This window comes from Rhizobium sp. 01T437 (assembly GCF_056398505.1).
Genome location: NZ_JBFTPM010000005.1, coordinates 393554 through 416515, shown reverse-complemented (window position 1 = coordinate 416515; position 22962 = coordinate 393554). Strand labels below are relative to the sequence as shown.

Genomic DNA, 22962 nt, shown 5'->3' with positions numbered 1-22962 from the left:
CTGCAGACCTTACTGCAGCCAGCCCGCGCCAACCGATGGCAACGCCATTTGCAGATCTCACGACGACTGAAGGCGCCCTGCAATGACCGCCGGGTGGCTCAGCACCTCCGCGATGAGTTCATCGACAGGCCGTGATGAATCGAGCCGCAAAATCGGCCTCGTCAGCGTCTTCAGCCACTCCTCATGCCCAACGAGACTTCGGCGTTCCGGTCCCGCCGTATCGTAGCTCTCTGCCCATTCCATGAATTCGCGGCTTTTCACCGCCATGTCGCCACCGGGCCTGATCCTCTCGCCGTAGTGCTCCTCCTCGCGCTTGCGGATGCGCTCCATACGCGCGACGGGATCGATCCTCAGAAAGACCACCAGATCGTATAGTGGCTCGAATTCCGCACCCCATTTTATCGCCGAGCCGGAAAGCACCCAGCCGGCATCGGGCAGCGCTTCTTGCCTGAGCATCGCGATACGCGCTCCAACCTCGCGCTGCGTCGTGAAGGGCGGATCGGTCGGCATCCAGAAGAAATGATCCGTATCGAGATGACGGATGTCGAGCAGCTCGGCCAGCGCCAGGCCAAGCGTGGTCGTGCCGGAGCCCGAGGCTCCCGTGATATGGATGCGCATCATACAACTCTCAAAGGCTGATATCGAAAGGGATGGTCCGCATAGCGCAGAGTTATGACAGCCGTTCGAAGGCCGCTCAATCGACCAGCCGGAATTCCAGCATCAGATTGCGCTGCAGGATGGAGTGATTGTCGTCCGACACCAGGATGACATGCGTCGTGCCATCGGCTGCCTGGAAGGTATCGAGTCCTTCCATATTGTCGATATCGTAATTGAAGTTGCCCTCGACGAGCAGCTCGCCGTTCACGATGGCGCCGGGCTTGATGTCTGCTCCCTTGATGCGGCGAATGCGCATGCCGATACCTTCGGCCATGTTGAAGCGCCGCTCCAGCAGCAGCAGGTCCCCGCCCGGCAGGAAGGCACCGTCAGTCACATCAAAGCTGCCATCCTTCTCGACCGTGAACTGCCCCTTCAGAGGCCCGCCCAGAATAGCTGCAAGCCGGTTGCCGTCCTCGTCGAGGCTACGCTCCGCCACGATTACGGGCGCGCCTTTCAGCGGGCTCGAGTCGGGGGCTACGACAACGGTTTCAATGCCGCGGTTTGCCCGCATCTCGTCGCGGGGAATGAGGATCCCGACCGTCGACAAGGATCGCGAGTCGAGAAAACCGGGATCCGGATAGACGTCGACGCGATGGTCCTGCTCGAAGGAAACGAGAATCCGGTCGCCATCGAGCGCGAGCCCTTCGGCATCCATGCGCCCCTTTCCCTCATAGATCCGGCCAACACGATCCCGCATTGGCGTGATCTCGACACCGGAAAGACCGGACAGCCTGCCCTTGGCATCGCGCTCGATGCTGCCCGTCAGCCAGTGCCCGGTATCGAGCACGCCGATGAAACCGTTGCCGTCAGGGCGCATGCGGATGGAGGAAAGCGAGCCGAAAAGGGAATTGCTCGACACCATCTCCAGCCCGCCGATAAATTCCACGGGGCCGAAGCGGGTTTCGTCGCGGCCGATATGGAAATCCGAAATCTTGCGGCTGATGATCTTCGCAGGCTCGCCCGCATGAGCGCCTGACAAGCCTGTCGCGAGGCCAAGGACAAGCAGAGCCGCGCGGGACAGGTTTTCAAACGCCATGCGGATGTTTTCCCCGAAACTGTATCAGCCAGCGCGGCGCAGGCGGCCACCACGCGGCTGTGCGGCATGATCCTCGAACAATTCGGCAAGCTGCTCTGTCATAGCGCCGGCAAGCTCGTCCGCATCGACGATCGTCACGGCGCGGCGATAGTAACGTGTCACGTCATGGCCGATGCCGATTGCCAGAAGCTCGACCGGAGAACGCGTCTCGATCTGTTCGATCACGGCCCGCAGATGCCGCTCCAGATAATTGCCCGGATTGACCGAAAGCGTGGAATCATCGACCGGCGCACCATCCGAAATCATCATCAGGATACGGCGCTGCTCGCGCCGCGCCAGCAGGCGATTATGCGCCCAGATCAGCGCTTCTCCATCGATGTTTTCCTTGAGCAGGCCTTCGCGCATCATCAGGCCGAGATTGGTGCGTGCGCGCCGCCACGGGGCATCGGCCGACTTGTAGACGATGTGACGCAGGTCGTTGAGACGACCGGGCGTCTGCGGCTTGCCATTGGCAAGCCAGTTCTCGCGTGCCTGACCGCCTTTCCAGGCCTTTGTCGTGAAGCCGAGGATCTCTACCTTGACGCCACAGCGCTCCAACGTGCGCGCCAGGATATCGGCGCAGGTCGCGGCAACCGTGATCGGCCGGCCGCGCATGGAGCCGGAATTGTCGATCAGCAGCGTCACGACCGTATCGCGGAACTGCGTGTCGCGCTCCATCTTGAAGGAGAGCGGCTGTGTCGGATCGATGATGATGCGCTGCAGGCGGGCCGTATCGAGATAGCCTTCCTCGAGATCGAAATCCCAGGAGCGGTTCTGCTGCGCCATCAGCTTGCGCTGCAGGCGGTTGGCAAGACGRCCGACAGCGCCCTGAAGATGCGCCAGCTGCTTGTCGAGGAAGGCGCGCAGGCGCTCCAGTTCGGCGGCATCGCACAGCTCTTCGGCCGTAATGATCTCGTCGAATTCCTCCGTATAGACGTGGTAATCGACCTTTTCATTGAAATCAGCAAACGGCGTGTTCGGACGGCGGGTTTCGCCCGGCGTCTCGGAATCGTCATCGCCCTCTTCCATCATGTCGTCGTCGGAGATTTCGGCACCTTCGGTTTCGCCGTCCTCCATCTGCTCGTCGGAGACTTCGCTATCTTCGACGGGTGCGGCATCGCTGCCGGCATCCTCGTCGACCTCATCCTCGTTCTGCTCGTCGCCGGTCGGCTGATCATCCTCGTTGGACTGATCGTCGGCGTCAGGATCGCTGTCGTCATCGCCATATTCCTCGGCCATTTCCATGGCCGAAAGCATATTGCGGATGACCTTCGAGAAGGCCTGCTGGTCGTTGATGACACCGGTGAGATTGTTGAGCTCGCTGCCAGCCTTGTCTTCGATGAAGGAACGCCACAGGTCGAGAACTTTTCCGGCCGAAGCCGGCGGCTTCTGGCCGGTGAGCTTTTCGCGCACCATCATCGCAACGGCTTCGCCGATCGGCGCATCTTCCTGCCGTTCGATTCCGGTGAAATTCGCCTTGGCGTACTTCTCCTCGGTCATGGAACGCAGATTGGCAGCCATGCCTTCCATCCGCAGCGAACCGATCGATTCCACGCGCGCCTGCTCGACAGCGTCGAAGATCGCCCGGGCATCCGAGCCCTGCGGCGCCATGCTGGAATGGACCTTCTCGTCGTGGCAGGCGATACGCAGTGCCATGGAATCGCCAAGGCCACGCGTCACCGCCAACTCATGCGCCGTCGGACGCTTAGAAAGCTCCGGCAGACGAATGCGCTCGCCTGTCATGCCGGGACGCTCATTGGCGAAGGCCACTTCGACCTGGTCATCACCCGCGATTGCGCGCACGCAGCCCGTTATCGCCCGCCGCAACGGCTCGACATCGACGGGCGCACCAGGCTTTGCTTTCGAATTGTCACCACGAGATGCCATGATCGACTGGCCTTAAGCCCCCAGCACGATGTTGGCCGCGCTTTCCTTCAGTTCCACGCCGAAGGCGCGCTGATAGTGCTCGGCCACCAGAGGACGCTCCAACTCATCACATTTATTGAGGAAGGTAACGCGGAAGGCGAAGGCGATATCGCCGAAGATCTCGGCATTCTCGGCCCAGGTGATGACTGTACGCGGGCTCATGACCGTGGAGAGATCACCGTTCATGAACGAAGCGCGCGTGAGATCCGCAACGCGGACCATCTTGGAAACCGTATCACGGCCKTCCTTGTCCTTGCCGAAGCTCTTCACCTTGGCGGCGACTATATTCACTTCGTGGTCGTGCGGCAGATAGTTCAGCGTCGAGACGATCGACCAGCGGTCCATCTGTGCCTGGTTGATCTGCTGCGTGCCGTGATAGAGACCCGTCGTATCCCCAAGACCGATGGTGTTGGCGGTCGCAAACAGGCGGAAGGCCGGGTGAGGACGGATGACACGGCTCTGGTCGAGCAGCGTCAGGCGGCCGGAAGATTCCAGCACGCGCTGGATGACGAACATGACGTCCGGGCGGCCGGCATCATATTCGTCGAAGACGAGCGCGACATTGTGCTGGTAGGCCCAAGGCAGGATGCCGTCCTTGAATTCGGTGACCTGCAGCCCGTCCTTGACGACGATCGCGTCCTTGCCGACGAGATCGATACGGCTGACATGGCTATCGAGGTTGATACGCACGCAAGGCCAGTTGAGGCGCGCGGCAACCTGCTCGATATGCGAAGACTTACCCGTGCCGTGGTAGCCGGAGATCATCACGCGTCGGTTATGGGCAAAGCCGGCGAGGATCGCGAGCGTCGTCTCACGGTCGAAGAGGTAATCGGTGTCGAGATCCGGCACATAGGCGTCGCCCTTGCTGTAGGCGGGAACGCGGATGTCGGAATCGATGCCGAAGGCCTCGCGGACCGAAACGGTGGTGTCGGGCAGTTCGGAAATATCAAGTTCGATCTTGCTCATCATGTCTCCAAGGCGGGTGATGGCACCCGGCCATACTGTCTCAGGCCATTTCGCAATCATGACGCCGCGATATTTATTCCGCGCCCGTCAGGTCGGAACGTCGGCGATACTTCTCCGGGACTGAAACGAAACCTCGGCGGGATAATGACCGCTGGCGAGCATTCTTGAAAGAGTCCCGGACAAGAAACGCCGCGTCCGGAAGGTCGGCAGAGGCGATGTCGGGAAAACGCACAAATGTATGCCGCGGTTGCCTGCGGCCTCAGCCGATGTGGACCATACCCGATTGAAGCTTAAGAGCAAGGACGGGAATTAACAAAAACCGTTCTGCTTCAATAATTGATAGGCCTGGATGACGGCGCGGAAACGCTCTTCCGAGCCGCGATCGCCGCCATTCGCATCGGGGTGATGTTTCTTGACCAGTTCCTTGTACTTGCTCTTGATCTCCGCCGAGGTGGCGTTCGCCGCAAGTCCCATCGTATCGAAAGCCTTGGCTTCCAGCGATTTCAGCTTGCGGGCTTGCGGAAAACGCGGGCCGCTGCCCTTACCGCTACCTTCCTTCACGAAACCGAACGGATCACGCACGCGCGAATAGGCGCCGGAGCGAACTTCGGCATGCAGCGGGCTGTTCTTGGCATCCTTGTTGACGCCGACCGTCCAGGTGGGGCGATGACCGGTGATCGCCTCCTTCTGGTAGCGCGCAATTTCGCCGTCCGAGAGGCCGGAGAAATAATTGTATCCCTTGTTGTAGTCCTTGACGTGCTCGAAACAGAACAAAAAGAACTGGCCTTCCGCATTGCGTCCCACAGGAGCGCGATGCGTGCCTTTTTTGTCGCAGCCGTCCCACTGACAGCTTGGAGGCGCCTGTTCGGGCTCCTGCTCTCGCCTGCGGCGCGTTCGGATGCGATCGAAGTATTTGGAATCAAGTCTCATGGCGGCGCTAATTATGGGGCTGCTGACTGCTGACAACAAGAATTGACAAACGGGAATGTTGCTGGCTTGGTGGGAACCTTTTCCATGAACTCAAAAGACCCCGTGATGACACTCCAGACCAGCATCGAAGAGAAGCTCAAGGCGACCTTCGCACCCGAACGCCTCTCCGTCATCAACGAGAGCCATCTGCATGCCGGCCACCAGCCGGACATCACGGGCACTGGCGAGACGCATATGCGCGTTCGCATCGTCTCTGCAAAATTCGTCGGCATGTCTCGGCTGCAACGGCATAGGGCGATCACCGACCTCTTGAAGCCCGAGCTGGATGCCGGGCTTCACGCATTGGCCGTCGAGCCGGCTGCGCCGGGCGAACCGACGCGCTGGTAGAGCCTACTTTCATGCAATTCCGGACACAAACCGCTGCGCACTTTTGCGTGAATTGCTCTAGCGGATAATCAGCGCCGTCGCGTAAAGCCCGAAACCAAAGACGGTATGGGCGAGCAGATTGAGCACACGGACCTTCGTGGGATTCGGCGTCTTCGAAGCCGCCCAGCCAAGCCCAAGACCCGGCTGCATCAGGAACCAGCCCGCACCGACGGTGACGATGCCGAGGATCCAGGCCGGCAGGAAAGTCGGCGCGGCAAACCAGGCCGGACCGACGAAGATCGCCAGCAGAATGCCGTAGAGGATTCCGACCGCGTAGTGGCCGATCCAGCCGAGCGCCAGCTCGTTGGCATAGGGCGCGGCATCAGCGATATTATCGTGAAAGACCTTGCCCTTGCCGAGATGCCAGAACCAGCGGCCGGCTGGCGCCCAGTTCGGCGACGGCGTCACGCCGAGCTTTGCGAGCAGGATCGCCCAGATATCCATGAGGACGGTTGCCCCGATGCCGATGGCGACGGATCGCCAGAGAATGTCGAACATGTCAGATCCTGTAGGATGAGCCGGCGCACGGAAATGGCGCCGGTAACGGAAATCTTGGTCAGGCGGGCTTGGCCTCGTCTTCCTCGGCGGGGCGGATGCGCAGCTTGGTGATGCGGTTCTTTTCCCGCTTCATGACGACGAAGCGCTTGCCGTAGAAAGTGAAGGCCTGTCGCTCTTCGGGAATGGTCATCGATTCATGGATGACGAGACCGGCAATCGTCGTCGCCTCCTCGTCCGGCAGGTTCCAGTCGAGTGCGCGGTTGAGATCGCGGATTGATACGCCACCATCGACGACGATGGAACCGTCTGCCTCTTGGCGCACACCCTGCATGTCTATATCGTGTTCGTCTGAGATATCGCCGACGATCTCTTCGAGAATATCCTCGAGCGTCACGACGCCCTGCACCTCGCCATATTCGTCGACGACGACGGCGAAATGCTGCTTGCGGCGGAGGAAGGCATTGAGCTGGTCTTCGAGATTGGTGCTGTCGGGCACGAACCAGGGTTTCTGGGCGATCTTCACGATGTCGAGCTGCTGCGGCTCCATGTTCGGCTCGGCGAGCGCCCGCAACAGATCCTTGGCGTGTACGACGCCGATGATGTTGTCGATCGTACCGCGCCATAGCGGCATGCGCGTATAGGGACTTTCGAGGACCGCCCGGACCACGGATTCCGGCGGATCGTCGGCATTGATCGCCCGCATCGCCATGCGGTGGACCATGATATCGGAAAGCTCGAGTTCGCCGAGATCGAGCACGCCACCCAGACGGTCACGGTCGGCCTTTACGACGGAACCCTCGCGATGCAGCAGGTCGACGGCGCCGCGCAGCTCTTCATGCGCTGACAGCATCGAGACTTCGCGCGACAAGTTGATCCCGAAAAGACCGAGGATCCGGCGCACGATCGCATTGACGAAGGAAGAGAGCGGACCGACCACGGCGACGAAGAGCCGTGTCGGTATTGCAACATTGAGCGCAAAACGCTCCGGCGTGGAGATCGCCCAGCTCTTCGGCAGAACCTCCGCGAAGATGACAAGGATAATAGTCATGGCAAGCGTTGCCAGCGCCACACCAGAATTGCCGAAGATCCCCAGAAATACGCTTGTCGCCAGCGACGAGGAGAGAATATTGGCGAGGTTGTTACCGATCAGCAGCGCACCGATCAGCCGGTCACGACGCTCGATGAGGGTTCTGACGAGACCGGCGCGCTCATCGCCATTGGCTTCCAATGTATGGATCCGGCTTCTCGAAACGGCGGTCAGCGCGGTTTCGGACCCCGAAAAGAAGGCAGACATCAATACCAGGGCCACGATCGAAACGATCTCCGGCCAGTAGACCGATAAAAACGCCAGGGTGCCTTCGACTGACATCAGGGATGTTTTTCCTTGAGAAAGTTGATCACTTCGGAAGCCGGCACGTCATCGGCGACGAAGGACTGGCCGATGCTGCGTGTAAGAATGAAGGTGAGCTTACCGCCCTTGACCTTCTTGTCCTGCGCGATCGCATCCATTAGCACTTCGGCCGGCGGCAGGGTGCCCGGGATTTCCGACATGCGGGTCGGCAGGCCGACAGCCTTTAGATGCGCCTCGACGCGGCGGGCATCATCGGGGCTTGCAAGGTTCATGCGCGCCGAAAATTCATGCGCCAGCACCATGCCGATCGAAACACCTTCACCATGAACCAGCCGGCTGCTGTCATAGGCGGTCGCGGCCTCCAGCGCGTGGCCGAAGGTGTGGCCGAGATTGAGCAGCGCCCGCTGGCCGTTTTCCCGTTCGTCAGCAACCACGACATCCGCCTTCGCCTGGCAGCTGACCGCAATTGCTTCGATACGGGCCGAACCGCCTGCAAAGACCGCCTGCCAGTTGTTCTCCAGCCAGGCGAAGAAGTCCGGCTTGTCGATCAGGCCATACTTGGCGACTTCGGCATAACCGGCGCGGAATTCGCGTTCGCTCAGGGAATTCAGGACATCCGTATCGGCGAGAACCAGATCCGGCTGATGGAAGACGCCGATGAGGTTCTTGCCGTGGCGGCTATTGATGCCGGTCTTGCCGCCGACGGAGGAATCCACTTGGGCGAGCAGCGAGGTCGGCACCTGTACGAAGCGCACGCCGCGCCTGACAATGCCAGCCGCAAAACCCGAGAGGTCGCCGATGACGCCGCCACCGAGCGCGATGACATAGTCATTGCGTTCGACGCGCGCTTCGAGAACCTTGTCGCAGACATTGATCAGATGCTCGAAACTCTTGGTCTTCTCTCCGGCCGGCAGCACGACATCAGCCGAGACGATGCCGGCAGCGTCGAGGCTCGCCTTCAAGGCATCGAGATAAAGCGGCGCCACATGCTCGTCAGTGATGATAGCCGCCTTGCGGCCCTTGAGCCGCGAGCCGATCTCGCCCCCGGCGCTGGCGATCAGCCCTGGCCCGATCAGAATGTCATAAGCACGTTCGCCAAGCGGTACATGCACCTTGCGGACGGCGGAAGCGGGGGTGATCGCGCTCATGATACTGCACTTTCCTTCTGGGCCTCGACCACGGCTCTCAGCACTTCATCGGCCATGACTTCCTTGCGCACGTCGCGCGAAAGCACCGTGAGATCGGCTTCGGCATAAACGGGGTAGCGGGCGTTCATCAGATTTTCGAGCGTCTGCTTCGGGTTTTCGGTCTTCAGCAGCGGACGTGTATCGCGCTTGTTGACCCGGTCCCAGAGCACGTCGAGATCGGCCTTCAGCCAGACCGAAAGGCCGCCCTTCTTGATATGCCTGCGCGTGCGGGCGTTGATGAAGGCGCCGCCGCCGGTAGAGACGACACGCGGACCGCCTTTCAGCAGGCGCTTTATCACCCGCGCTTCGAGCGCCCGGAACTCTTCTTCTCCATAGGCCGCGAAAAGCTCCGTGATCGTCATGCGCGAAACGCGCTCGATCTCTATATCGCTGTCGATGAAGGGAACGCCGAGCTGCTGCGCAACGAGGCGCCCGACCGAGGATTTTCCGGCACCCATGAGGCCGACGAGGATCAGATTGCGTGAACCAAGCGCGGCGCGAGCTCTATCTCTCAGGCTGTCTGCAACGGAAACTGGGGGTTCACTCATCGGTCCATTCACACTTTGTTTGCAAACGGTATCGACAAATGCGGGTGTAGCGTCAAGTCGCGGGCAAGGGAATCATGGTCTCACTGCCGCTTCTTGCACTTGCAAACATGCTTCTTATAACAGAAGCAGAGTTCTAAGGAGTAGTCGGATGCCGAGCCTGATCCGTTTCCTGTCCGTCCTGGCGGTCATCGCCGGACTGATCTATGGAGCGATGTGGGCGCTCGTCACCTTCGTCGAGCCGCAGGAACGCGATGTGACGATCCGCATCCCCTCCGAGCGGGTGAACCCGCCGTCGACCGGCACGATCAACACCACGAAGAAGTGACGCGATGAAGGATCTCGGCCGCGTCCATGTGGAATCATTTCTGGAAATGATGAGTGCCGAGCGGGGTGCTGCAGTCAATACGCTGCAATCCTACGAACGCGATCTGGACGACTTGCGCTCCTTCCTTCACGGCCGCAGCATTCGCCTGACCGAAGCGGCTTCGGGCGATCTCGGCGCCTATCTCGGCTCGCTATCCGCGCAGGGTTTCAAACCCTCCTCACAGGCCCGCCGCCTTGCCTCCATGCGGCAGTTCTACAAATTCCTCTATGCCGAGGGCCTGCGCACCGACGATCCGACCGGCATTCTCGATGCGCCGAAGAAGGGCCGCTCCCTGCCGAAGACGATGGGCGTCGAGGAAGTGACCAAGCTGCTTACTCAGGCAGAAACCGAGGCCGCTGACCCTGCCCCCGGCCGGCTTCATCGCATGCGCATGCTGGCGCTGCTGGAACTGCTCTATGCCACCGGCATGCGTGTCAGCGAACTCGTCTCGCTTCCAGCCCGCGTTCTCGATCAGGAAGGCCGTTTCCTGATGATCCGCGGCAAGGGCAACAAGGAGCGGCTGGTACCGCTTTCCCAATCGGCCATTGCCGCTCTGAAATCCTACGGCCGCATGCTGGCGTCTGAAAACGCCGCATCAAAACAGCCCCAGGAGAGCCCCTGGCTCTTCCCGGCCGCCTCAAAAGAGGGATACTTGCCGCGCCAGGTTTTCGCCCGCGATCTCAAGAATCTGGCAATCCGCGCCGGCCTCACGCCGTCGATGATTTCGCCACACGTCATGCGACACGCCTTCGCGAGCCACCTTCTGGCCAATGGCGCGGACCTGCGTGTCGTGCAGGAACTCCTCGGCCATTCAGACATTTCGACGACACAAATCTATACGCATGTTCTGGAAGAACGGCTCCAGCAGCTCGTCCATACGCACCACCCCCTTGCAAAACAGGCGAAAAAGCACGAATAGGACCGGCGACAAGGGGCGGAACCAGGAAACTGCCCCGCGCACAAGGAACGGAAACGCACCTCATGCACAACTATCTCGACTTCGAAAAGCCGATCTCCGACCTCGAAGGTAAGATCATCGAGCTTAAGAAGCTGGCGACGGAAGACGAAAGCATCGACACCTCCGACGAAGTCGGCAGGCTCGAAGTCCGCGTCCGCGAGGCGATCGTCGAGATCTATTCGAAGCTCAACGCCTGGCAGAAGACGCAGGTCGCGCGCCATCCGCAGCGTCCGCATTTCGTCGATTACGCCAAGACACTCTTTCAGGAATTCACGCCACTTGCCGGCGACCGCAAGTTTTCCGAGGATGCCGCCATCCAGGCCGGTCTTGCCCGCTTCCGCGGCCAGCCGGTCGCCGTCATCGGCCAGGAGAAGGGCAACGACACCAAGAGCCGCCTGAAGCACAATTTCGGCAGCGCCCGTCCTGAAGGTTACCGCAAGGCGATCCGTATCCTCGAAATGGCGGATCGTTTTCAGCTTCCGGTCATCACCCTCGTCGATACCGCAGGCGCCTATCCGGGTGTCGGCGCCGAAGAGCGCGGTCAGGCCGAAGCCATCGCCCGTTCGACGGAGATGTGCCTCGGCGTCAAGGTGCCGCTGATCTCGATCGTCATCGGCGAAGGCGGCTCGGGCGGCGCGATAGCGATTGCTACCGGCAACCGCGTCTACATGCTCGAACATTCGATCTACAGCGTCATCTCGCCGGAAGGTGCTGCCTCGATCCTCTGGCGCGATTCCACCCGCGCCAAGGAAGCTGCGACCAACATGAAGATCACGGCGGAGGACTTGAAGGCCCTCGGCGTCATCGACGGCATCATCCCCGAGCCGCTCGGCGGCGCCCACCGCGATCCCGACAGCGTCATCGCCGCCACCGGCGATATGATCTCCAACGCGCTTGCCGAAATGGCCTCCCGTTCCGGCGAACAACTGCGCAATGACCGCCGCCAGAAGTTCCTCGCCATGGGCCGCAATCTGTAAAATCCACAGGTCGGCGCAGTTGATTGGGGCCAAATCTTGGCCACAATAATGTTATCTGTAACATCAGCGCTTGCAGGGCACCTTGGGGTAAGTCATAGGCTGGTAAGGATTTATCAAGTATAAGCCGCCTATGATTCCGCGCTACGCCCGGTTTCCGCAAGCGGGTTGGGTCGCATTATTGATGGGCTGATTGAATGCGCATACGTCATTTTGCCTATGTTTCGCTCATGGCGCTGGCTCTGACCGGCTGCAATGATGCATTGGAATCGGCTCAAGGCATCGACCTTTCGACCGTCAAGAACAAGGTGGAGCAGCCGCTTCCCGCCCACATCCTTGCCGACATATCGGCCAAGGGCATGGACCGCAACTCGCCGATCATGATCCGCATCTTCAAGGAAGAAGGTGCGCTGGAAGTCTGGAAGGCGAAGACGGACAATCGGTTTGAGAAGATCGCCGGCTACAAGATCTGCGCCTGGTCCGGCAAGCTCGGCCCGAAGGTGAAGACCGGCGACCGGCAGGCGCCGGAAGGTTTCTACAACCTGAGCCGCGCCAACCTGAACCCCAATTCCAAATATTATCTGGCGATCAACACCGGTTTCCCGAACCGGTATGATGCCGTCAACGGCCGCTCCGGCAGCGATCTGATGATCCATGGCGCCTGCTCATCGTCCGGCTGCTATTCGATGACCGACCAGCAGGTTCTGGAAATCTACGCCTTTGCCCGTGACGCCTTCAAGGGCGGCCAGGAAAGCGTTCAGCTTCAGGCGTTCCCCTTCCGCATGACCGCCGAGAACATGGTCAAGCACCGCCTCGATACGAATTACGATTTCTGGAAGATGCTGAAGGTCGGCTACGACAATTTCGAAGTCACCAAGCGCCCGCCGGAAGTGAATGTCTGCGAGAAGAAATACGTCTTCAACCAGCAGGCAACCGATGGCGGCAGCTTCAATCCGGCCGGCAAGTGCCCAGCCATGTCAACGCCGCCGGCGCTGACGGTGGCTCTCGCTTCTTACGGCAAGACCTATGATGCCGATTATCAGACGGCCCTGAAGAAATATGACGGCCTTGCCTGGTACGACCCGACGGAGGCCGAGCGCAAGGCCGTTGTCGCCAAGCTCCGCAAAGGCCGTGAACTGGCCTATGCGCCAACCGGCACATCGCTGGAAGCTGGCCGCATGGTCAAGGTCGCTGAACTTGAAGACATGATGGCCAAGCAGTCCGCCCAGAGCGTTGCCGCCAAGACTGCCAATGGCGCAACGCCGACAACGCAGGCTCAAGTGACTGCCGTTGCCGCAGCACTGCCGGCAAACATCCCGGTACCGATGCAGAACCCGCTGGCCTATGCCGCGCCCGAGCCCGCGCCGCAGGAAACCGCCGACGCCACCAAGAAGCCGTTCTGGAAGTTCTGGGCCAGGAACTGATTGGCTTGGACGCCATTCTCTACGATCTGCGCGGGCTCAAATGCCCGCTTCCCGTCATCAAGACGCGCAAGAAGCTGGCGGCTATGCCGAGCGGTGCGATGATCCTCGTCGACACCAGCGATCCGCTTGCCGTCATCGATATCCCGCATTTCTGCAATGAAGATGGCCACGAGCTTGTTAGCACGGAAAAGACCGAGCGCGGCCACCGTTTCCTGATCCGCAAGGGATAGAGCGTTTTCTGATTAGATCCGCATGCCYGGAATGGCGAGCGGATTGTCGCTGAGCGCAGCCCGGTCAGGCGTGTCGATCCGAGGCTTGCCCAGGAAGGCGTCGAAGAGATCTTTCACGAAAGCCTCAGGCAGATCCTTGGTGATCAGCACCATGCGCGTGCGCCGGTCCTCAGGATTCGGCCAGGCAGCAAGCCGCACCGGCGGGTGGAAGATGCTCTGGACGCCGTGCAGCACCAGCGGGCGCTCCGGCCGGTCTGAGGTGGCGATGATCGCCTTCATGCGCAGAAGCTTCTCCCCATGCGCCGAACGCAGGAGATCGATGAACATTTCGAGCGCCATCGGATCGATTGCCTTCTCCTCGATGATCGAGAAGGAGCGGATCGACGCATCGTGACGGTTGATATCGTGCGGGTCTTGATGCTCGTGGCCATGATGATGGTGATGACCGTGATCATGGCCATGGTCGTGATGATGATGGCCCTCATGCTCGTCCTCATCATGCAGCCAGCGGCGGACATCGGCGATTTTTGTGCCGGGATCATAAAGCCCGTTGACGAAAATACGCGCTGAGCCTGCCTCATCGCTGTCGGCGTCCATGACGGCGGCGCGCGGATTGAGCCCATGCAGACGTGCCATCAGCGTATCCGTATCGCCGGCTATGCTCTGTTTCGAAACGATCAGCCGATCGGCGACAGCCGCCTGCTTGCGCGCCTCTTCGTGATTATCGAGCGTCTGCAGGCCATTCACGGCATCGACGACGGTGACCACACCATCAAGCTCGAAATTCTGCGCAATGATCGGATTGCCCATGATCGCCTGCATGACGGGAGCCGGATCGGCAAGGCCGGTGGTTTCGATGACCGCGCGTCTGACCGGCTTCACACGGCCCGTCTGCACTGCATCAATCAGGTTCGCCAGCGTATCGACCAGTTCCCCACGCACGGTGCAGCAGAGGCAGCCATCGGAGAGCTCGATGATGGAATCACCGGAACTTTCGACAAGCAGATGATCGATGCCGACATCTCCGAATTCGTTGATGATGACGGCCGCATCCTTCATGGCAGGATCTTTGAGGATGCGGTTCAGAAGCGTCGATTTACCGGCGCCGAGAAAGCCGGTCAGGATGGTGACCGGGATCTTGTCGCTAAGCGTGCTCATGGTTTTTCCTCAGAAGGATTTTGGCCGCGGGAGCGGAACAGGCACATTGGCAAGCGCTTCCACAGCATCGCCCTTGGCGGTCTTGTCGTTCTGCGCGACCGGCTGCGGATCCTGCCCCGGAATGAGGCCGGCGAATACGAATTGCGGCTCGTGATCCATCTCGTGAATATAGGGCGACTGCACCTTCATGCGGCCGACTTCGTCGCGCGTTTCGCTGCGCACCTTCGCGCCCTTGGCGCTGCAGATATCGGCCGTGATGTCGTTCACCTGGTCCTGCCCCGGACCGTAGGGCCTCAGCGAGCCTAGTGTGTCATTTGCCGCAAACTGCGTGGTGAAGCCCTTCTGCAACAGGTTGGCAGTAGCATCGGCGCGAGCCGCCAGGCTGTCGGTGCCGAGAACGACGGAAACCAGCGTCCGGCCATTGCGCGTCGCAGAACCGATCTGATTGAAGCCCGAGGCGCAGATGAAGCCGGTCTTCATGCCATCGGCGCCAGCAAAGCGGCCGATCAGCATGTTGATGTTCGGGACGTTCTGCTTGCCGTTCGTGAAGCCTTCCAGCGAGAAATAACCGGCATATTGCGGGAAGTCGCGGCGCAGCGCCACCGTCAGGATCGCAAGGTCACGCGCCGTCGTATACTGGCCGTTGCCCGGCAGGCCGTTCGGATTGACAAAATGCGAATCCGACATGCCGAGCTTCGCCGCCTCGGAATTCATGCGCACGACGAAAGCTTCCTGGGTGCCGCCGACCGCTTCCGCAACGGCAACAGCAATGTCATTGGCCGACTTCACCATCAGGATCTTCAACGCGCTGTCGAGCGTGAATTTCTGGCCAGGCTTGAAGCCCATCTTGGCCGGTGGCGCCGACGCGGCCCGCTTGCTCATGACGACGGGTGTGTCGAGGTTGATCTGGCCGGAGCGGATCGCATCGAACACCGTATAGACGGTCATCAGCTTGGTCAGCGAAGCCGGATACCACTTGCGGAAGGCTTCCTCATGCTCCAGCACGCGACCAGTCTGCACGTCGACGAGAATATGCGGGTTGGCCTTGGCAAGTGTAACGGACGAGACAAGAACCGCTGTTGCTGTCGCTATAAAAGAAAAGGGCCGCAAAGCGGCGAACAAACGATCGTGGCGCGTCGACAAGTGCTCGTCCTTCAGGGAATTATCTCGAAACCTTCCCCTATTTACCCTATATGGCTATGACATGGCAAAGGTCATTGACTAAGTTATTTCCAAGGCATCACGCCCTTGTGATGCTTTCAGACAGGCCCCACGCATTTCATTTACAGGAAGCCAAGAATGCCGATTCTGAATAGAGCCGCCGAACTTCAGGACGAAGTCGCAGAGTGGCGCCGCCACATCCATGCGCGGCCGGAACTTCTCTTCGCGGTCGAAAATACGGCTGCCTTCGTTGCTGAAAAGCTTAAGGAATTCGGCGTCGATGAAATCGTCACCGGCATCGGTCGCACCGGCGTCGTCGGCCTCATCAAGGGCAAGGGCGAAGGTGCCCGCACGGTCGGCCTGCGCGCCGATATGGATGCCCTGCCGCTCACCGAAATCACCGGCAAACCTTGGGCATCGAAAACACCTGGCAAGATGCACGCCTGCGGCCATGACGGCCACACCGCCATGCTACTCGGTGCAGCGAAATATCTCGCAGAGACCCGCAACTTCAATGGCAATGTCGCTGTGATCTTTCAGCCCGCCGAAGAAGGCGGCGGCGGCGGCAACCTGATGGTCAAGGACGGCATGATGGAGCGCTTCGGCATCGAAGAGGTCTACGGCATGCACAATCTGCCGGGCCTGCCCGTCGGTCAGTTCGCCACCCGCAAAGGCCCCATCATGGCGGCGACCGACGAGTTCACCGTCACCATCAAGGGCCGCGGCGGCCATGCGGCGCAGCCGCACCGTACGATCGACCCGATCGCGATCGGCGCGCAGATCGTCTCGAACCTGCAGTTGATCGCCTCGCGCAGCGTCAATCCGCTACGTTCGGTCGTGGTCTCCGTCACCAAATTCAATGCCGGCTTCGCCCATAACGTCATCCCCAATGACGCAACCTTCGCCGGCACGATCCGCACGCTGGATGACGAGGTGCGCGCCCAGGCCGAAGCGCGCCTCCGCGAAGTCGTGGAAGGCATCTGCGCTGCCCATGGTGCGGCAGCCGACATCAACTTCCACCGCAACTACCCCGTTACCTTCAATCATGCGGATGAAACGGAACATGCCGTCGCCATCGCCAGCGACATTGCCGGCGAAGCCAACGTCAATCCCGAGGTCGATCCGATGATGGGCGGCGAGGATTTCTCCTACATGCTGAATGCCCGTCCCGGCGCCTTCATCTTCATCGGCAACGGCGACACCGCCGGCCTGCATAACCCCGCCTACGACTTCAACGACGACGCAATCGCCCACGGCATTTCCTACTGGGTGCGCCTTGCCGAACAGCGCCTCGGCGCCTGAGATGAAACGACATTAGAAACACTGAAAAGGCTTGGCTTCCTGCCAAGCCTTTTGTATGCATGGCAACCAAGTGGTCCCGTAGCTCAGCAGGATAGAGCACCAGATTCCTAATCTGGGGGTCACGCGTTCGAATCGCGTCGGGATCACCATTCTCTCACCGATAGCCAGGTCGCCACCGCACGGCGCGTTTTGCGCCAACCCCGAACAGTGCCGCGACGACCCGCCCGCCGACGAACCCGATTGCCGCCCAGACGAGGCCGGCGAAGCTGACGGGGACGCCGGGCACGAAGTCACGCCATGTATTGGCAACTATCCCCTCATCGGCATTGCGCATCAGCACGAAGGGCTTGGCGACTGGTGCCGCGTCGCCAAGATCCGATTGCTGGGTGACGAGGCGCTCATAGCGCTCCAGCGTACTGCGCATCGAAAGGCCGCGATCGCGCAGGAAATCGTCAGGAGAACGGGCATAGACATCGAGCGCCTGCTGACGATCGAGATGATGGTCTGCGGCCTGTTTCGTGAAGTCGTCGACCATGACCCTGAGCTCGTCGATCGCCCCGCCGATCCGCTGGCGATATTGCTGTGCAAATTCCGGCGCCTGCGAAAAAAGCGTCCCGCCGGCAAGTCCGACGGCCAGTGTGACGGCCCTTCCGATCTGTCTCATGACGAAGTCTCCGGCTGTTCAGACACGAGAACGATTTCGGGCCCCGGCTGGAAACCCAGTCGGGGTCTGCTTTTCTGAAGCATGAGGAACTTCGGAATTTTTCCTGCGTTTTACCGGAAAAACAGGAGTATCCATCATGCGTATTCGAGTGACCCTGCTTGCAATTGGCGGCGCAATCGCCTGCGGTCTGCTCATCGCCGTCAGCTACCAGCCGCAAGGCCCCGTCACCACACATAAGACCGATCGGCTCATTGGTGAAAAGGCGCCCGCCGGCTTCCTGACCGAGCGCTTCGGCTGATCAGCTGAGCGACGGCTTGCGTGCCACGACGTGGAAATATTCCTCGTCTGCCAGTGTTTCGCCACCGAGCGGGCGACCATCGACCGAAAAGAGCAACGGCTCGCCGTTAAAGCCGCTTTCGGTGAGTTGTGAGCGCAGCTGGCCGGGTGTCGTGGCATAGACCATGATGCCGAAATCATGGGCGCGATGCAGTAAGATCGCATGTTCGCCATACCGCTGCTCCAGTGGCGCGAAACGGCGCTCCCGCACCAGTCCCATCGCGTGCTTGAGGAGCCGGAAACTCAGCTTCACCGGGTGGTTGGACCAGACGATTGAGGAGCGGGCGCGGTTTTTGCCAAAACCGTCCCAGTTGCGATTGAAGGTCGAAAAGGCAAACGTGCCGCCGGCCTTCAGCACGCGCGAGACTTCACGCAGGACCGATCTGCGTCCATCCGCGTCGACGGAGTCGATGCCGTTATAGCTGAAAACGACGAGATCGAAGGAGCCATTGGCAAAGGCCGAAAGATCACGTGCATCCATATTTTCGAAGCAAAGACCCAGGTGGTTGGAGCGCGCAAGCGTCACCATCTCGGGCGTATAGTCGATGCCGACATAGGTGCCGGCCTCCCTGGCAAGAAGCGCTGCCGTGCGGCCACCGCCGACGCCGATATCGAGGACGCTGCCGCCTTTGGCATTGGCGAGGCCAATGCCAAACACCATACGTTCGCCTTCATTGATGAAGCCGCTGCTATTGCGATAGTCGCGTCGGGAGAGCGGGTTGCTCCATGTCCGACGGTTGATCATTTCCATCTGATGCATCGAAATACCTGACTTTCCGGGGGCTGTGGAATAGGTCCAAACCTAGGTCAGGGGTCGACTCGGATGAACTTACAGAAAGTTAATGTTCCGTTAATGGTTAATGTCGAACGTTAACCATCGAGTCAGCAAGCAAAATACGGTTTCGAACCGTATGCACGCCTTCAACTGTTCTTGCGATGACTGTTGCCCGCTCGATTTCATCAACCGTACCGACGTGGCCGCTCAAAACGATCTCGTCGCCTTCGGCCGTAACCTCGACATCGGATGCATCGATACCGCCAGCAACGGCCAGCGCATTGGCAACCGCAGATTCCAGCGTCGCGCGGTTGGCATATTCAGCCTCAACCTCGGGCAGATGACCGTGAAATGTCTGTTCCTTGAAGACCATCGTTCTGTCCTCCTTGGTGGTGAGGGAGAAACGCGGCGGACAGGACTTTGGTTTCGCCTACCAGCGAAGCTGATAGTTCAAATTGACATTTCCCGTCCGCCCCGTCGAAAGCGGATCGGCCACAGACGCGCTCAGGCCGAGATTGGGTAGGATGTTCTGGCTGATGGCAACGGTGCTGGAAAAGTCGCCATTGAAATCGCTGACGCTGCTCCCGGCCGAAATCGATGTACCGGTCCACGGATAGATCAGCTTAACCGCCTGCGAAGCCGACACCGTCGCCTGCCGCGCATCGACGGCGTTGTAACCGAGGCTCACCGCGCGTGTCGTCTGCATGTCGAGCGAATCTGAGAGTATCCAGCTTCGCGAACGGCTGAGCATAAGCGCGCCGCTGCCGCGTAACGTATCGACCTGCAGCGTCACATCCTGCTGCGCACGGCTGGCCGGCGTAACGCTCACCTTCTGCAGCTTGCCCCAGAGCATCGCCTGGCCGGAATTCGGCAACGGTGCCCCGCTCTGGTTGGAAGCCAGTGCGAGATCTGCGCCGGCGCTCGTCTCCCATTCCATCGGCAGGCGGAACCCGACCGTCGTTTTGTAGGAACGGGTGGATACCTTCACCGGCGACCAGATCACCAGATCATCCGCAAATACCGGATTGGCCAGTGGCAGAAGCGCAAAAACAAAGCATGCAATCTTTATTTTCGTCATAATATCGCATCGTTTGAACTAGCACGCCGATCGCGCACTGATAGGCGCAGAGCGGACGTGGAGCGCTCGCGTCGAACGCAATGAAGGACGGCGCAGACACGCAATCCCGGTTCAGTCTTCGATTTTTCTTTGGCCCGCGGCCAATGGCATAAATTGCCGGTTGCTCGTCGGACACATCAGTGCCCAGCGGATTTGCCTTTTTCGACCGCAACCGGCCGCAGCAAATGATCATCCCCGTGAGGACCTTTATCAGGATCACATCATGGCGGACCTATGTAAACCCCTCTGGAGCTGAAATTTGCTGCACCGCACACTTGCTGCCTCCCGCGATCCCCTGTAGAGCCGATGCCGAATATGCAATTTCTTGCGAAATCGACCATGATGACGAGCAAAACCGCGCCTCGGCGCCTCAGTATCTTCGGTTCGACCGGCTCGATCGGCCAAAATACGCTCAATGTCATCGATCATCTGGGCGGCCGGGACAATTTCGAAATTTCCGTCCTGACCGGCAACGGCAATGTAGAATTGCTGGCCCAGCAAGCGAAATCGTCGGGCGCGCAGCTGGCTGTCATCGCCAATGACCGGCATTACGAATCACTGAAAAGCGAGCTTTCGGGCAGCGGCATCGCAGTCGCTGCCGGCAAATCCGGCCTGATGGAGGCAGCAGACCGCGAGGCGGACTGGGTGATGGCAGCCATCGTCGGCACGGCCGGCCTTGCTCCTACTCTTGCCGCTGCACGCCGCGGCGCCGATATCGCGCTCGCCAACAAGGAATGTCTTGTTTCGGCAGGCGATCTTTTCATCGAGTCGGTGAAAAACGGTGGCGGCAAGCTGTTGCCTGTCGATAGCGAACACAATGCGATCTTCCAGGTGCTGGAGGAAAACCAACGCCACGCCGTGGAACGTATCATCCTGACGGCGTCAGGCGGCCCCTTCCGCACATCCTCGCTGGAGGAGATGGCCAACGTCACGGTAGAGACCGCACGTGCCCACCCGAGATGGTCGATGGGCCTGAAGATTTCCATCGACAGTGCGTCGCTGTTCAACAAAGCGCTGGAGATGATCGAGGCGAAGCACCTTTTCGGCCTGCGCCCCGAGCAGGTGGAGGTGATCGTTCATCCGCAATCGGTCATCCATTCGATGGTCGGCTATACGGATGGCTCGGTGCTGGCACAGCTCGGCGCGCCGGATATGCGCACCGCAATTGGCTACGCTCTCTCCCATCCGCGCCGGGCGAACCTGCCGATCGAACGGCTGGATTTCGCCAAGCTCGCGCGGCTGGACTTCGAGGCTCCAGATGAAAAACGTTTCCCTGCCCTGCGGCTTGCCCGGCTGGCGATGACGCGCGGCGGTGTACAGGGCGCGGTGCTGAACGGCGCCAAGGAAGTGGCGCTCGAAGCCTTCATCGAGGGCCGCCTGCCCTTCCTCGCCATGGCCGAGATCACCGAAAAAGTGATGGACGATCTCATCGATCTGCCAGCGGCCGCGACGATGGACGATGTGTTCGCCGCAGACAAGGAAGCCCGGCAACGGGCTGCCGGGCTCATCCGATAAAGAAATTTTCCTGAAAAATCAGGCGCCGTGACGTCAAGCGACGTGACGGGCAAGCGCACAGCGCGACCAGAGCGAATGCAGCGCGCTGACGAGATGCTCGATATCGGCATCCGAATGCAGCGGCGTTGGCGTAATACGCAGGCGCTCGGTCTTCTTCGGCACCGTCGGATAGTTGATCGGCTGCACATAGACGCCGAAATTGTCGAGCAGCAGATCCGAGATCCACTTGCACTTGGCGGCATCGCCGACCATGACCGGCACGATATGGCTCGGGTTCGGCATGTGCGGAATGCCCTGCTGGTCAAGCAGCGTGCGCAGTTTTCGCACGCGATCCTGATGGCGCGCGCGCTCGAAGGGGCTTGCCTTCAGATGCCGGATCGAGGCGACCGAGCCGGCAGCGAGGGCCGGCGGCAGCGACGTCGTGAAGATGAAGCCCGACGCAAAAGAGCGGATGAAATCGCAGAGCGCCGCGGAAGCCGCGATATAACCTCCCATGACGCCAAAAGCCTTCGCAAGCGTGCCTTCGATGACGGTGATCCGGTCCATCAGGCCTTCGCGCTCGGCAATGCCGCCGCCGCGCGGACCGTACATGCCGACGGCATGCACCTCATCGAGATAGGTCATGGCGCCATACTTATCTGCGAGATCGCAGATTTCCTTGATCGGCGCGATATCGCCATCCATCGAATAGACGGATTCGAAGGCGATGAGCTTCGGCGCCTTGGGATCGGCAGCAGCGAGCCTGGCTTCCAGGTCGGCCACGTCATTGTGCTTCCAGATGACCTTCTCGCACTTGGCGTAGCGGATGCCCTCGATCATCGAGGCATGGTTGAAAGCATCGGAGAAGATGATGAGGCCAGGGATCTTGGCGCCAAGCGTACCAAGCGCTGCCCAGTTGGAAACATAGCCGGATGTGAAGGTCAGCGCGGCTTCCTTGCCGTGCAGATCGGCGAGCTCCTGTTCGAGCAGAACATGGTAGTGGTTGGTGCCAGAGATATTCCGGGTGCCTCCCGCACCCGCGCCACAGTGATCGATGGCTTCCTTCATCGCCTCGATCACCTTGGGATGCTGGCCCATGCCGAGATAGTCGTTGGAGCACCAGACGGTCACTTCCTGTTCGCCATTCGCCGTGTGGCGCGTCGCACGCGGAAAGTTACCGCGATGGCGCTCCAGATCGGCAAAAACGCGGTAACGGCCCTCAGTGTGAAGCCCGTCCAGCTCGCTTTTGAAAAACGCTTCGAAATCCATCATATGCTCCAGTTCGTACGGCTGTTTCTTGCTGAGACGGCAACCGGACGTCAACCCTTTCGTCCCTGATTTAACATCAACTGCGGCAAAAGGCGCAGACTTTTGAATGATTCCAGATAAAAAATATGCGAGCCGTCATCGGGGAAATTGATCGACGTCAATTCCGGCGAAA

The 22962-nt window shown here is 60.2% G+C and carries 25 protein-coding genes and 1 tRNA gene; 10 read left to right on the top strand and 16 right to left on the bottom strand.

What is annotated here, in order from left to right:
• Positions 1 to 57: 57 nt before the first annotated feature.
• From AC1DM5_RS12885 to AC1DM5_RS12865, 5 genes are all read right to left on the bottom strand, one after another.
• Positions 58 to 621, bottom strand: a complete 564-nt coding sequence (locus AC1DM5_RS12885; RefSeq protein WP_477822258.1) for an ATP-binding protein — start codon at positions 619 to 621, stop codon at positions 58 to 60.
• 73 nt (positions 622 to 694) lie between these two features.
• Positions 695 to 1693 (bottom strand): esterase-like activity of phytase family protein, encoded by a 999-nt coding sequence (locus tag AC1DM5_RS12880; protein ID WP_477822257.1) that lies wholly within the window; start codon positions 1691 to 1693, stop codon positions 695 to 697.
• A 24-nt stretch (positions 1694 to 1717) separates the two neighbouring features.
• Positions 1718 to 3619 carry a cobaltochelatase subunit CobT gene (gene cobT, locus AC1DM5_RS12875; RefSeq protein ID WP_477822256.1) on the bottom strand — a complete coding sequence of 634 codons (1902 nt, stop codon included), beginning with the start codon at positions 3617 to 3619 and terminating at the stop codon, positions 1718 to 1720.
• A gap of 12 nt (positions 3620 to 3631) precedes the next feature.
• The gene (gene cobS, locus AC1DM5_RS12870) at positions 3632 to 4624 is read right to left on the bottom strand and encodes a cobaltochelatase subunit CobS (protein ID WP_477975083.1); all 993 of its coding nucleotides are present in this window, start codon (positions 4622 to 4624) and stop codon (positions 3632 to 3634) included.
• A gap of 309 nt (positions 4625 to 4933) precedes the next feature.
• A complete protein-coding gene (locus tag AC1DM5_RS12865; RefSeq protein ID WP_113319712.1) occupies positions 4934 to 5554 on the bottom strand; it encodes a J domain-containing protein in 621 nt (206 codons plus the stop codon).
• 105 nt (positions 5555 to 5659) lie between these two features.
• Here AC1DM5_RS12865 and AC1DM5_RS12860 point away from each other — a divergent pair, with 105 nt between their 5' ends.
• Positions 5660 to 5941, top strand: coding sequence for a BolA family protein (locus AC1DM5_RS12860; RefSeq protein ID WP_037071995.1), 282 nt, complete (start codon positions 5660 to 5662; stop codon positions 5939 to 5941).
• A 57-nt stretch (positions 5942 to 5998) separates the two neighbouring features.
• On the opposite strand, the gene AC1DM5_RS12855 is transcribed toward AC1DM5_RS12860, so the two are convergent.
• From AC1DM5_RS12855 to AC1DM5_RS12840, 4 genes are read right to left on the bottom strand one after another with little or no spacing between them, the layout of a single operon-like run.
• On the bottom strand, positions 5999 to 6478 hold the full coding sequence (locus tag AC1DM5_RS12855; protein ID WP_477822254.1) for a DUF2938 domain-containing protein: 480 nt from the start codon (positions 6476 to 6478) through the stop codon (positions 5999 to 6001).
• 58 nt (positions 6479 to 6536) lie between these two features.
• On the bottom strand, positions 6537 to 7847 hold the full coding sequence (locus AC1DM5_RS12850) for an HlyC/CorC family transporter (RefSeq protein ID WP_477822253.1): 1311 nt from the start codon (positions 7845 to 7847) through the stop codon (positions 6537 to 6539).
• Positions 7847 to 8977: a 3-dehydroquinate synthase gene (gene aroB, locus AC1DM5_RS12845; RefSeq protein WP_477822252.1), complete on the bottom strand. Its 1131-nt coding sequence runs from the start codon at positions 8975 to 8977 to the stop codon at positions 7847 to 7849. Before aroB ends, AC1DM5_RS12850 begins: the two co-directional genes overlap by 1 nt.
• Positions 8974 to 9564: a shikimate kinase gene (locus AC1DM5_RS12840; protein ID WP_477822251.1), complete on the bottom strand. Its 591-nt coding sequence runs from the start codon at positions 9562 to 9564 to the stop codon at positions 8974 to 8976. The genes aroB and AC1DM5_RS12840 overlap by 4 nt, the downstream gene beginning before the upstream one ends.
• A gap of 148 nt (positions 9565 to 9712) precedes the next feature.
• Here AC1DM5_RS12840 and AC1DM5_RS12835 point away from each other — a divergent pair, with 148 nt between their 5' ends.
• From AC1DM5_RS12835 to AC1DM5_RS12815, 5 genes are all read left to right on the top strand, one after another.
• On the top strand, positions 9713 to 9889 hold the full coding sequence (locus AC1DM5_RS12835) for a hypothetical protein (RefSeq protein ID WP_007822234.1): 177 nt from the start codon (positions 9713 to 9715) through the stop codon (positions 9887 to 9889).
• Between the two features lie 4 nt (positions 9890 to 9893).
• Positions 9894 to 10847 (top strand): site-specific tyrosine recombinase XerD, encoded by a 954-nt coding sequence (xerD, locus tag AC1DM5_RS12830; RefSeq protein ID WP_477822250.1) that lies wholly within the window; start codon positions 9894 to 9896, stop codon positions 10845 to 10847.
• A 62-nt stretch (positions 10848 to 10909) separates the two neighbouring features.
• Positions 10910 to 11863, top strand: coding sequence for an acetyl-CoA carboxylase carboxyltransferase subunit alpha (locus AC1DM5_RS12825; protein ID WP_007822237.1), 954 nt, complete (start codon positions 10910 to 10912; stop codon positions 11861 to 11863).
• A gap of 194 nt (positions 11864 to 12057) precedes the next feature.
• Positions 12058 to 13284: a L,D-transpeptidase family protein gene (locus tag AC1DM5_RS12820; RefSeq protein WP_477822249.1), complete on the top strand. Its 1227-nt coding sequence runs from the start codon at positions 12058 to 12060 to the stop codon at positions 13282 to 13284.
• A 5-nt stretch (positions 13285 to 13289) separates the two neighbouring features.
• Positions 13290 to 13514, top strand: coding sequence for a sulfurtransferase TusA family protein (locus AC1DM5_RS12815; protein WP_477822248.1), 225 nt, complete (start codon positions 13290 to 13292; stop codon positions 13512 to 13514).
• A gap of 12 nt (positions 13515 to 13526) precedes the next feature.
• On the opposite strand, the gene AC1DM5_RS12810 is transcribed toward AC1DM5_RS12815, so the two are convergent.
• Together AC1DM5_RS12810 and AC1DM5_RS12805 are read right to left on the bottom strand one after the other, a co-directional pair.
• On the bottom strand, positions 13527 to 14672 hold the full coding sequence (locus tag AC1DM5_RS12810) for a CobW family GTP-binding protein (RefSeq protein WP_477822247.1): 1146 nt from the start codon (positions 14670 to 14672) through the stop codon (positions 13527 to 13529).
• Between the two features lie 9 nt (positions 14673 to 14681).
• On the bottom strand, positions 14682 to 15815 hold the full coding sequence (locus AC1DM5_RS12805) for a D-alanyl-D-alanine carboxypeptidase family protein (protein ID WP_477822246.1): 1134 nt from the start codon (positions 15813 to 15815) through the stop codon (positions 14682 to 14684).
• A 156-nt stretch (positions 15816 to 15971) separates the two neighbouring features.
• Here AC1DM5_RS12805 and AC1DM5_RS12800 point away from each other — a divergent pair, with 156 nt between their 5' ends.
• Together AC1DM5_RS12800 and AC1DM5_RS12795 are read left to right on the top strand one after the other, a co-directional pair.
• Positions 15972 to 17135, top strand: a complete 1164-nt coding sequence (locus tag AC1DM5_RS12800; protein ID WP_477822245.1) for a M20 aminoacylase family protein — start codon at positions 15972 to 15974, stop codon at positions 17133 to 17135.
• A 72-nt stretch (positions 17136 to 17207) separates the two neighbouring features.
• A tRNA-Arg gene (locus AC1DM5_RS12795) sits at positions 17208 to 17284 on the top strand.
• A gap of 5 nt (positions 17285 to 17289) precedes the next feature.
• On the opposite strand, the gene AC1DM5_RS12790 is transcribed toward AC1DM5_RS12795, so the two are convergent.
• Complete coding sequence (locus AC1DM5_RS12790) at positions 17290 to 17799, bottom strand: DUF2937 family protein (RefSeq protein WP_477822244.1); 510 nt, start codon at positions 17797 to 17799, stop codon at positions 17290 to 17292.
• Between the two features lie 136 nt (positions 17800 to 17935).
• Here AC1DM5_RS12790 and AC1DM5_RS12785 point away from each other — a divergent pair, with 136 nt between their 5' ends.
• Complete coding sequence (locus tag AC1DM5_RS12785) at positions 17936 to 18097, top strand: hypothetical protein (protein ID WP_477822243.1); 162 nt, start codon at positions 17936 to 17938, stop codon at positions 18095 to 18097.
• Here AC1DM5_RS12785 and AC1DM5_RS12780 read toward each other — a convergent pair whose 3' ends face one another.
• From AC1DM5_RS12780 to AC1DM5_RS12770, 3 genes are all read right to left on the bottom strand, one after another.
• On the bottom strand, positions 18098 to 18886 hold the full coding sequence (locus AC1DM5_RS12780) for a class I SAM-dependent methyltransferase (protein ID WP_477975081.1): 789 nt from the start codon (positions 18884 to 18886) through the stop codon (positions 18098 to 18100). It abuts the gene before it with no gap.
• Positions 18887 to 18992: 106 nt separating this feature from the next.
• On the bottom strand, positions 18993 to 19283 hold the full coding sequence (locus tag AC1DM5_RS12775; protein WP_477822241.1) for a BON domain-containing protein: 291 nt from the start codon (positions 19281 to 19283) through the stop codon (positions 18993 to 18995).
• Between the two features lie 57 nt (positions 19284 to 19340).
• Positions 19341 to 19988: a hypothetical protein gene (locus AC1DM5_RS12770; protein WP_477822240.1), complete on the bottom strand. Its 648-nt coding sequence runs from the start codon at positions 19986 to 19988 to the stop codon at positions 19341 to 19343.
• A 378-nt stretch (positions 19989 to 20366) separates the two neighbouring features.
• Between AC1DM5_RS12770 and dxr the strand changes: the two genes are divergently transcribed.
• A complete protein-coding gene (dxr, locus tag AC1DM5_RS12765) occupies positions 20367 to 21542 on the top strand; it encodes a 1-deoxy-D-xylulose-5-phosphate reductoisomerase (protein ID WP_477822239.1) in 1176 nt (391 codons plus the stop codon).
• Positions 21543 to 21575: 33 nt separating this feature from the next.
• On the opposite strand, the gene hemA is transcribed toward dxr, so the two are convergent.
• The gene (gene hemA / locus AC1DM5_RS12760) at positions 21576 to 22790 is read right to left on the bottom strand and encodes a 5-aminolevulinate synthase (RefSeq protein WP_477822238.1); all 1215 of its coding nucleotides are present in this window, start codon (positions 22788 to 22790) and stop codon (positions 21576 to 21578) included.
• Between the last annotated feature and the right edge of the window lie 172 nt (positions 22791 to 22962).

Bases quoted from the DNA above. Each gene is read 5' to 3' on its own strand.
- AC1DM5_RS12885 (WP_477822258.1), bottom strand. From the start codon at position 621: ATGATGCGCATCCATATCACGGGAGCCTCGGGCTCCGGCACGACCACG.
- AC1DM5_RS12880 (WP_477822257.1), bottom strand. From the start codon at position 1,693: ATGGCGTTTGAAAACCTGTCCCGCGCGGCTCTGCTTGTCCTTGGCCTC.
- AC1DM5_RS12865 (WP_113319712.1), bottom strand. From the start codon at position 5,554: ATGAGACTTGATTCCAAATACTTCGATCGCATCCGAACGCGCCGCAGG.
- AC1DM5_RS12860 (WP_037071995.1), top strand. From the start codon at position 5,660: ATGACACTCCAGACCAGCATCGAAGAGAAGCTCAAGGCGACCTTCGCA.
- AC1DM5_RS12855 (WP_477822254.1), bottom strand. From the start codon at position 6,478: ATGTTCGACATTCTCTGGCGATCCGTCGCCATCGGCATCGGGGCAACC.
- AC1DM5_RS12850 (WP_477822253.1), bottom strand. From the start codon at position 7,847: ATGTCAGTCGAAGGCACCCTGGCGTTTTTATCGGTCTACTGGCCGGAG.
- aroB (WP_477822252.1), bottom strand. From the start codon at position 8,977: ATGAGCGCGATCACCCCCGCTTCCGCCGTCCGCAAGGTGCATGTACCG.
- AC1DM5_RS12840 (WP_477822251.1), bottom strand. From the start codon at position 9,564: ATGAGTGAACCCCCAGTTTCCGTTGCAGACAGCCTGAGAGATAGAGCT.
- AC1DM5_RS12835 (WP_007822234.1), top strand. From the start codon at position 9,713: ATGCCGAGCCTGATCCGTTTCCTGTCCGTCCTGGCGGTCATCGCCGGA.
- xerD (WP_477822250.1), top strand. From the start codon at position 9,894: ATGAAGGATCTCGGCCGCGTCCATGTGGAATCATTTCTGGAAATGATG.
- AC1DM5_RS12825 (WP_007822237.1), top strand. From the start codon at position 10,910: ATGCACAACTATCTCGACTTCGAAAAGCCGATCTCCGACCTCGAAGGT.
- AC1DM5_RS12820 (WP_477822249.1), top strand. From the start codon at position 12,058: ATGCGCATACGTCATTTTGCCTATGTTTCGCTCATGGCGCTGGCTCTG.
- AC1DM5_RS12800 (WP_477822245.1), top strand. From the start codon at position 15,972: ATGCCGATTCTGAATAGAGCCGCCGAACTTCAGGACGAAGTCGCAGAG.
- AC1DM5_RS12790 (WP_477822244.1), bottom strand. From the start codon at position 17,799: ATGAGACAGATCGGAAGGGCCGTCACACTGGCCGTCGGACTTGCCGGC.
- AC1DM5_RS12785 (WP_477822243.1), top strand. From the start codon at position 17,936: ATGCGTATTCGAGTGACCCTGCTTGCAATTGGCGGCGCAATCGCCTGC.
- AC1DM5_RS12780 (WP_477975081.1), bottom strand. From the start codon at position 18,886: ATGGAAATGATCAACCGTCGGACATGGAGCAACCCGCTCTCCCGACGC.
- AC1DM5_RS12775 (WP_477822241.1), bottom strand. From the start codon at position 19,283: ATGGTCTTCAAGGAACAGACATTTCACGGTCATCTGCCCGAGGTTGAG.
- AC1DM5_RS12770 (WP_477822240.1), bottom strand. From the start codon at position 19,988: ATGACGAAAATAAAGATTGCATGCTTTGTTTTTGCGCTTCTGCCACTG.
- dxr (WP_477822239.1), top strand. From the start codon at position 20,367: ATGATGACGAGCAAAACCGCGCCTCGGCGCCTCAGTATCTTCGGTTCG.
- hemA (WP_477822238.1), bottom strand. From the start codon at position 22,790: ATGGATTTCGAAGCGTTTTTCAAAAGCGAGCTGGACGGGCTTCACACT.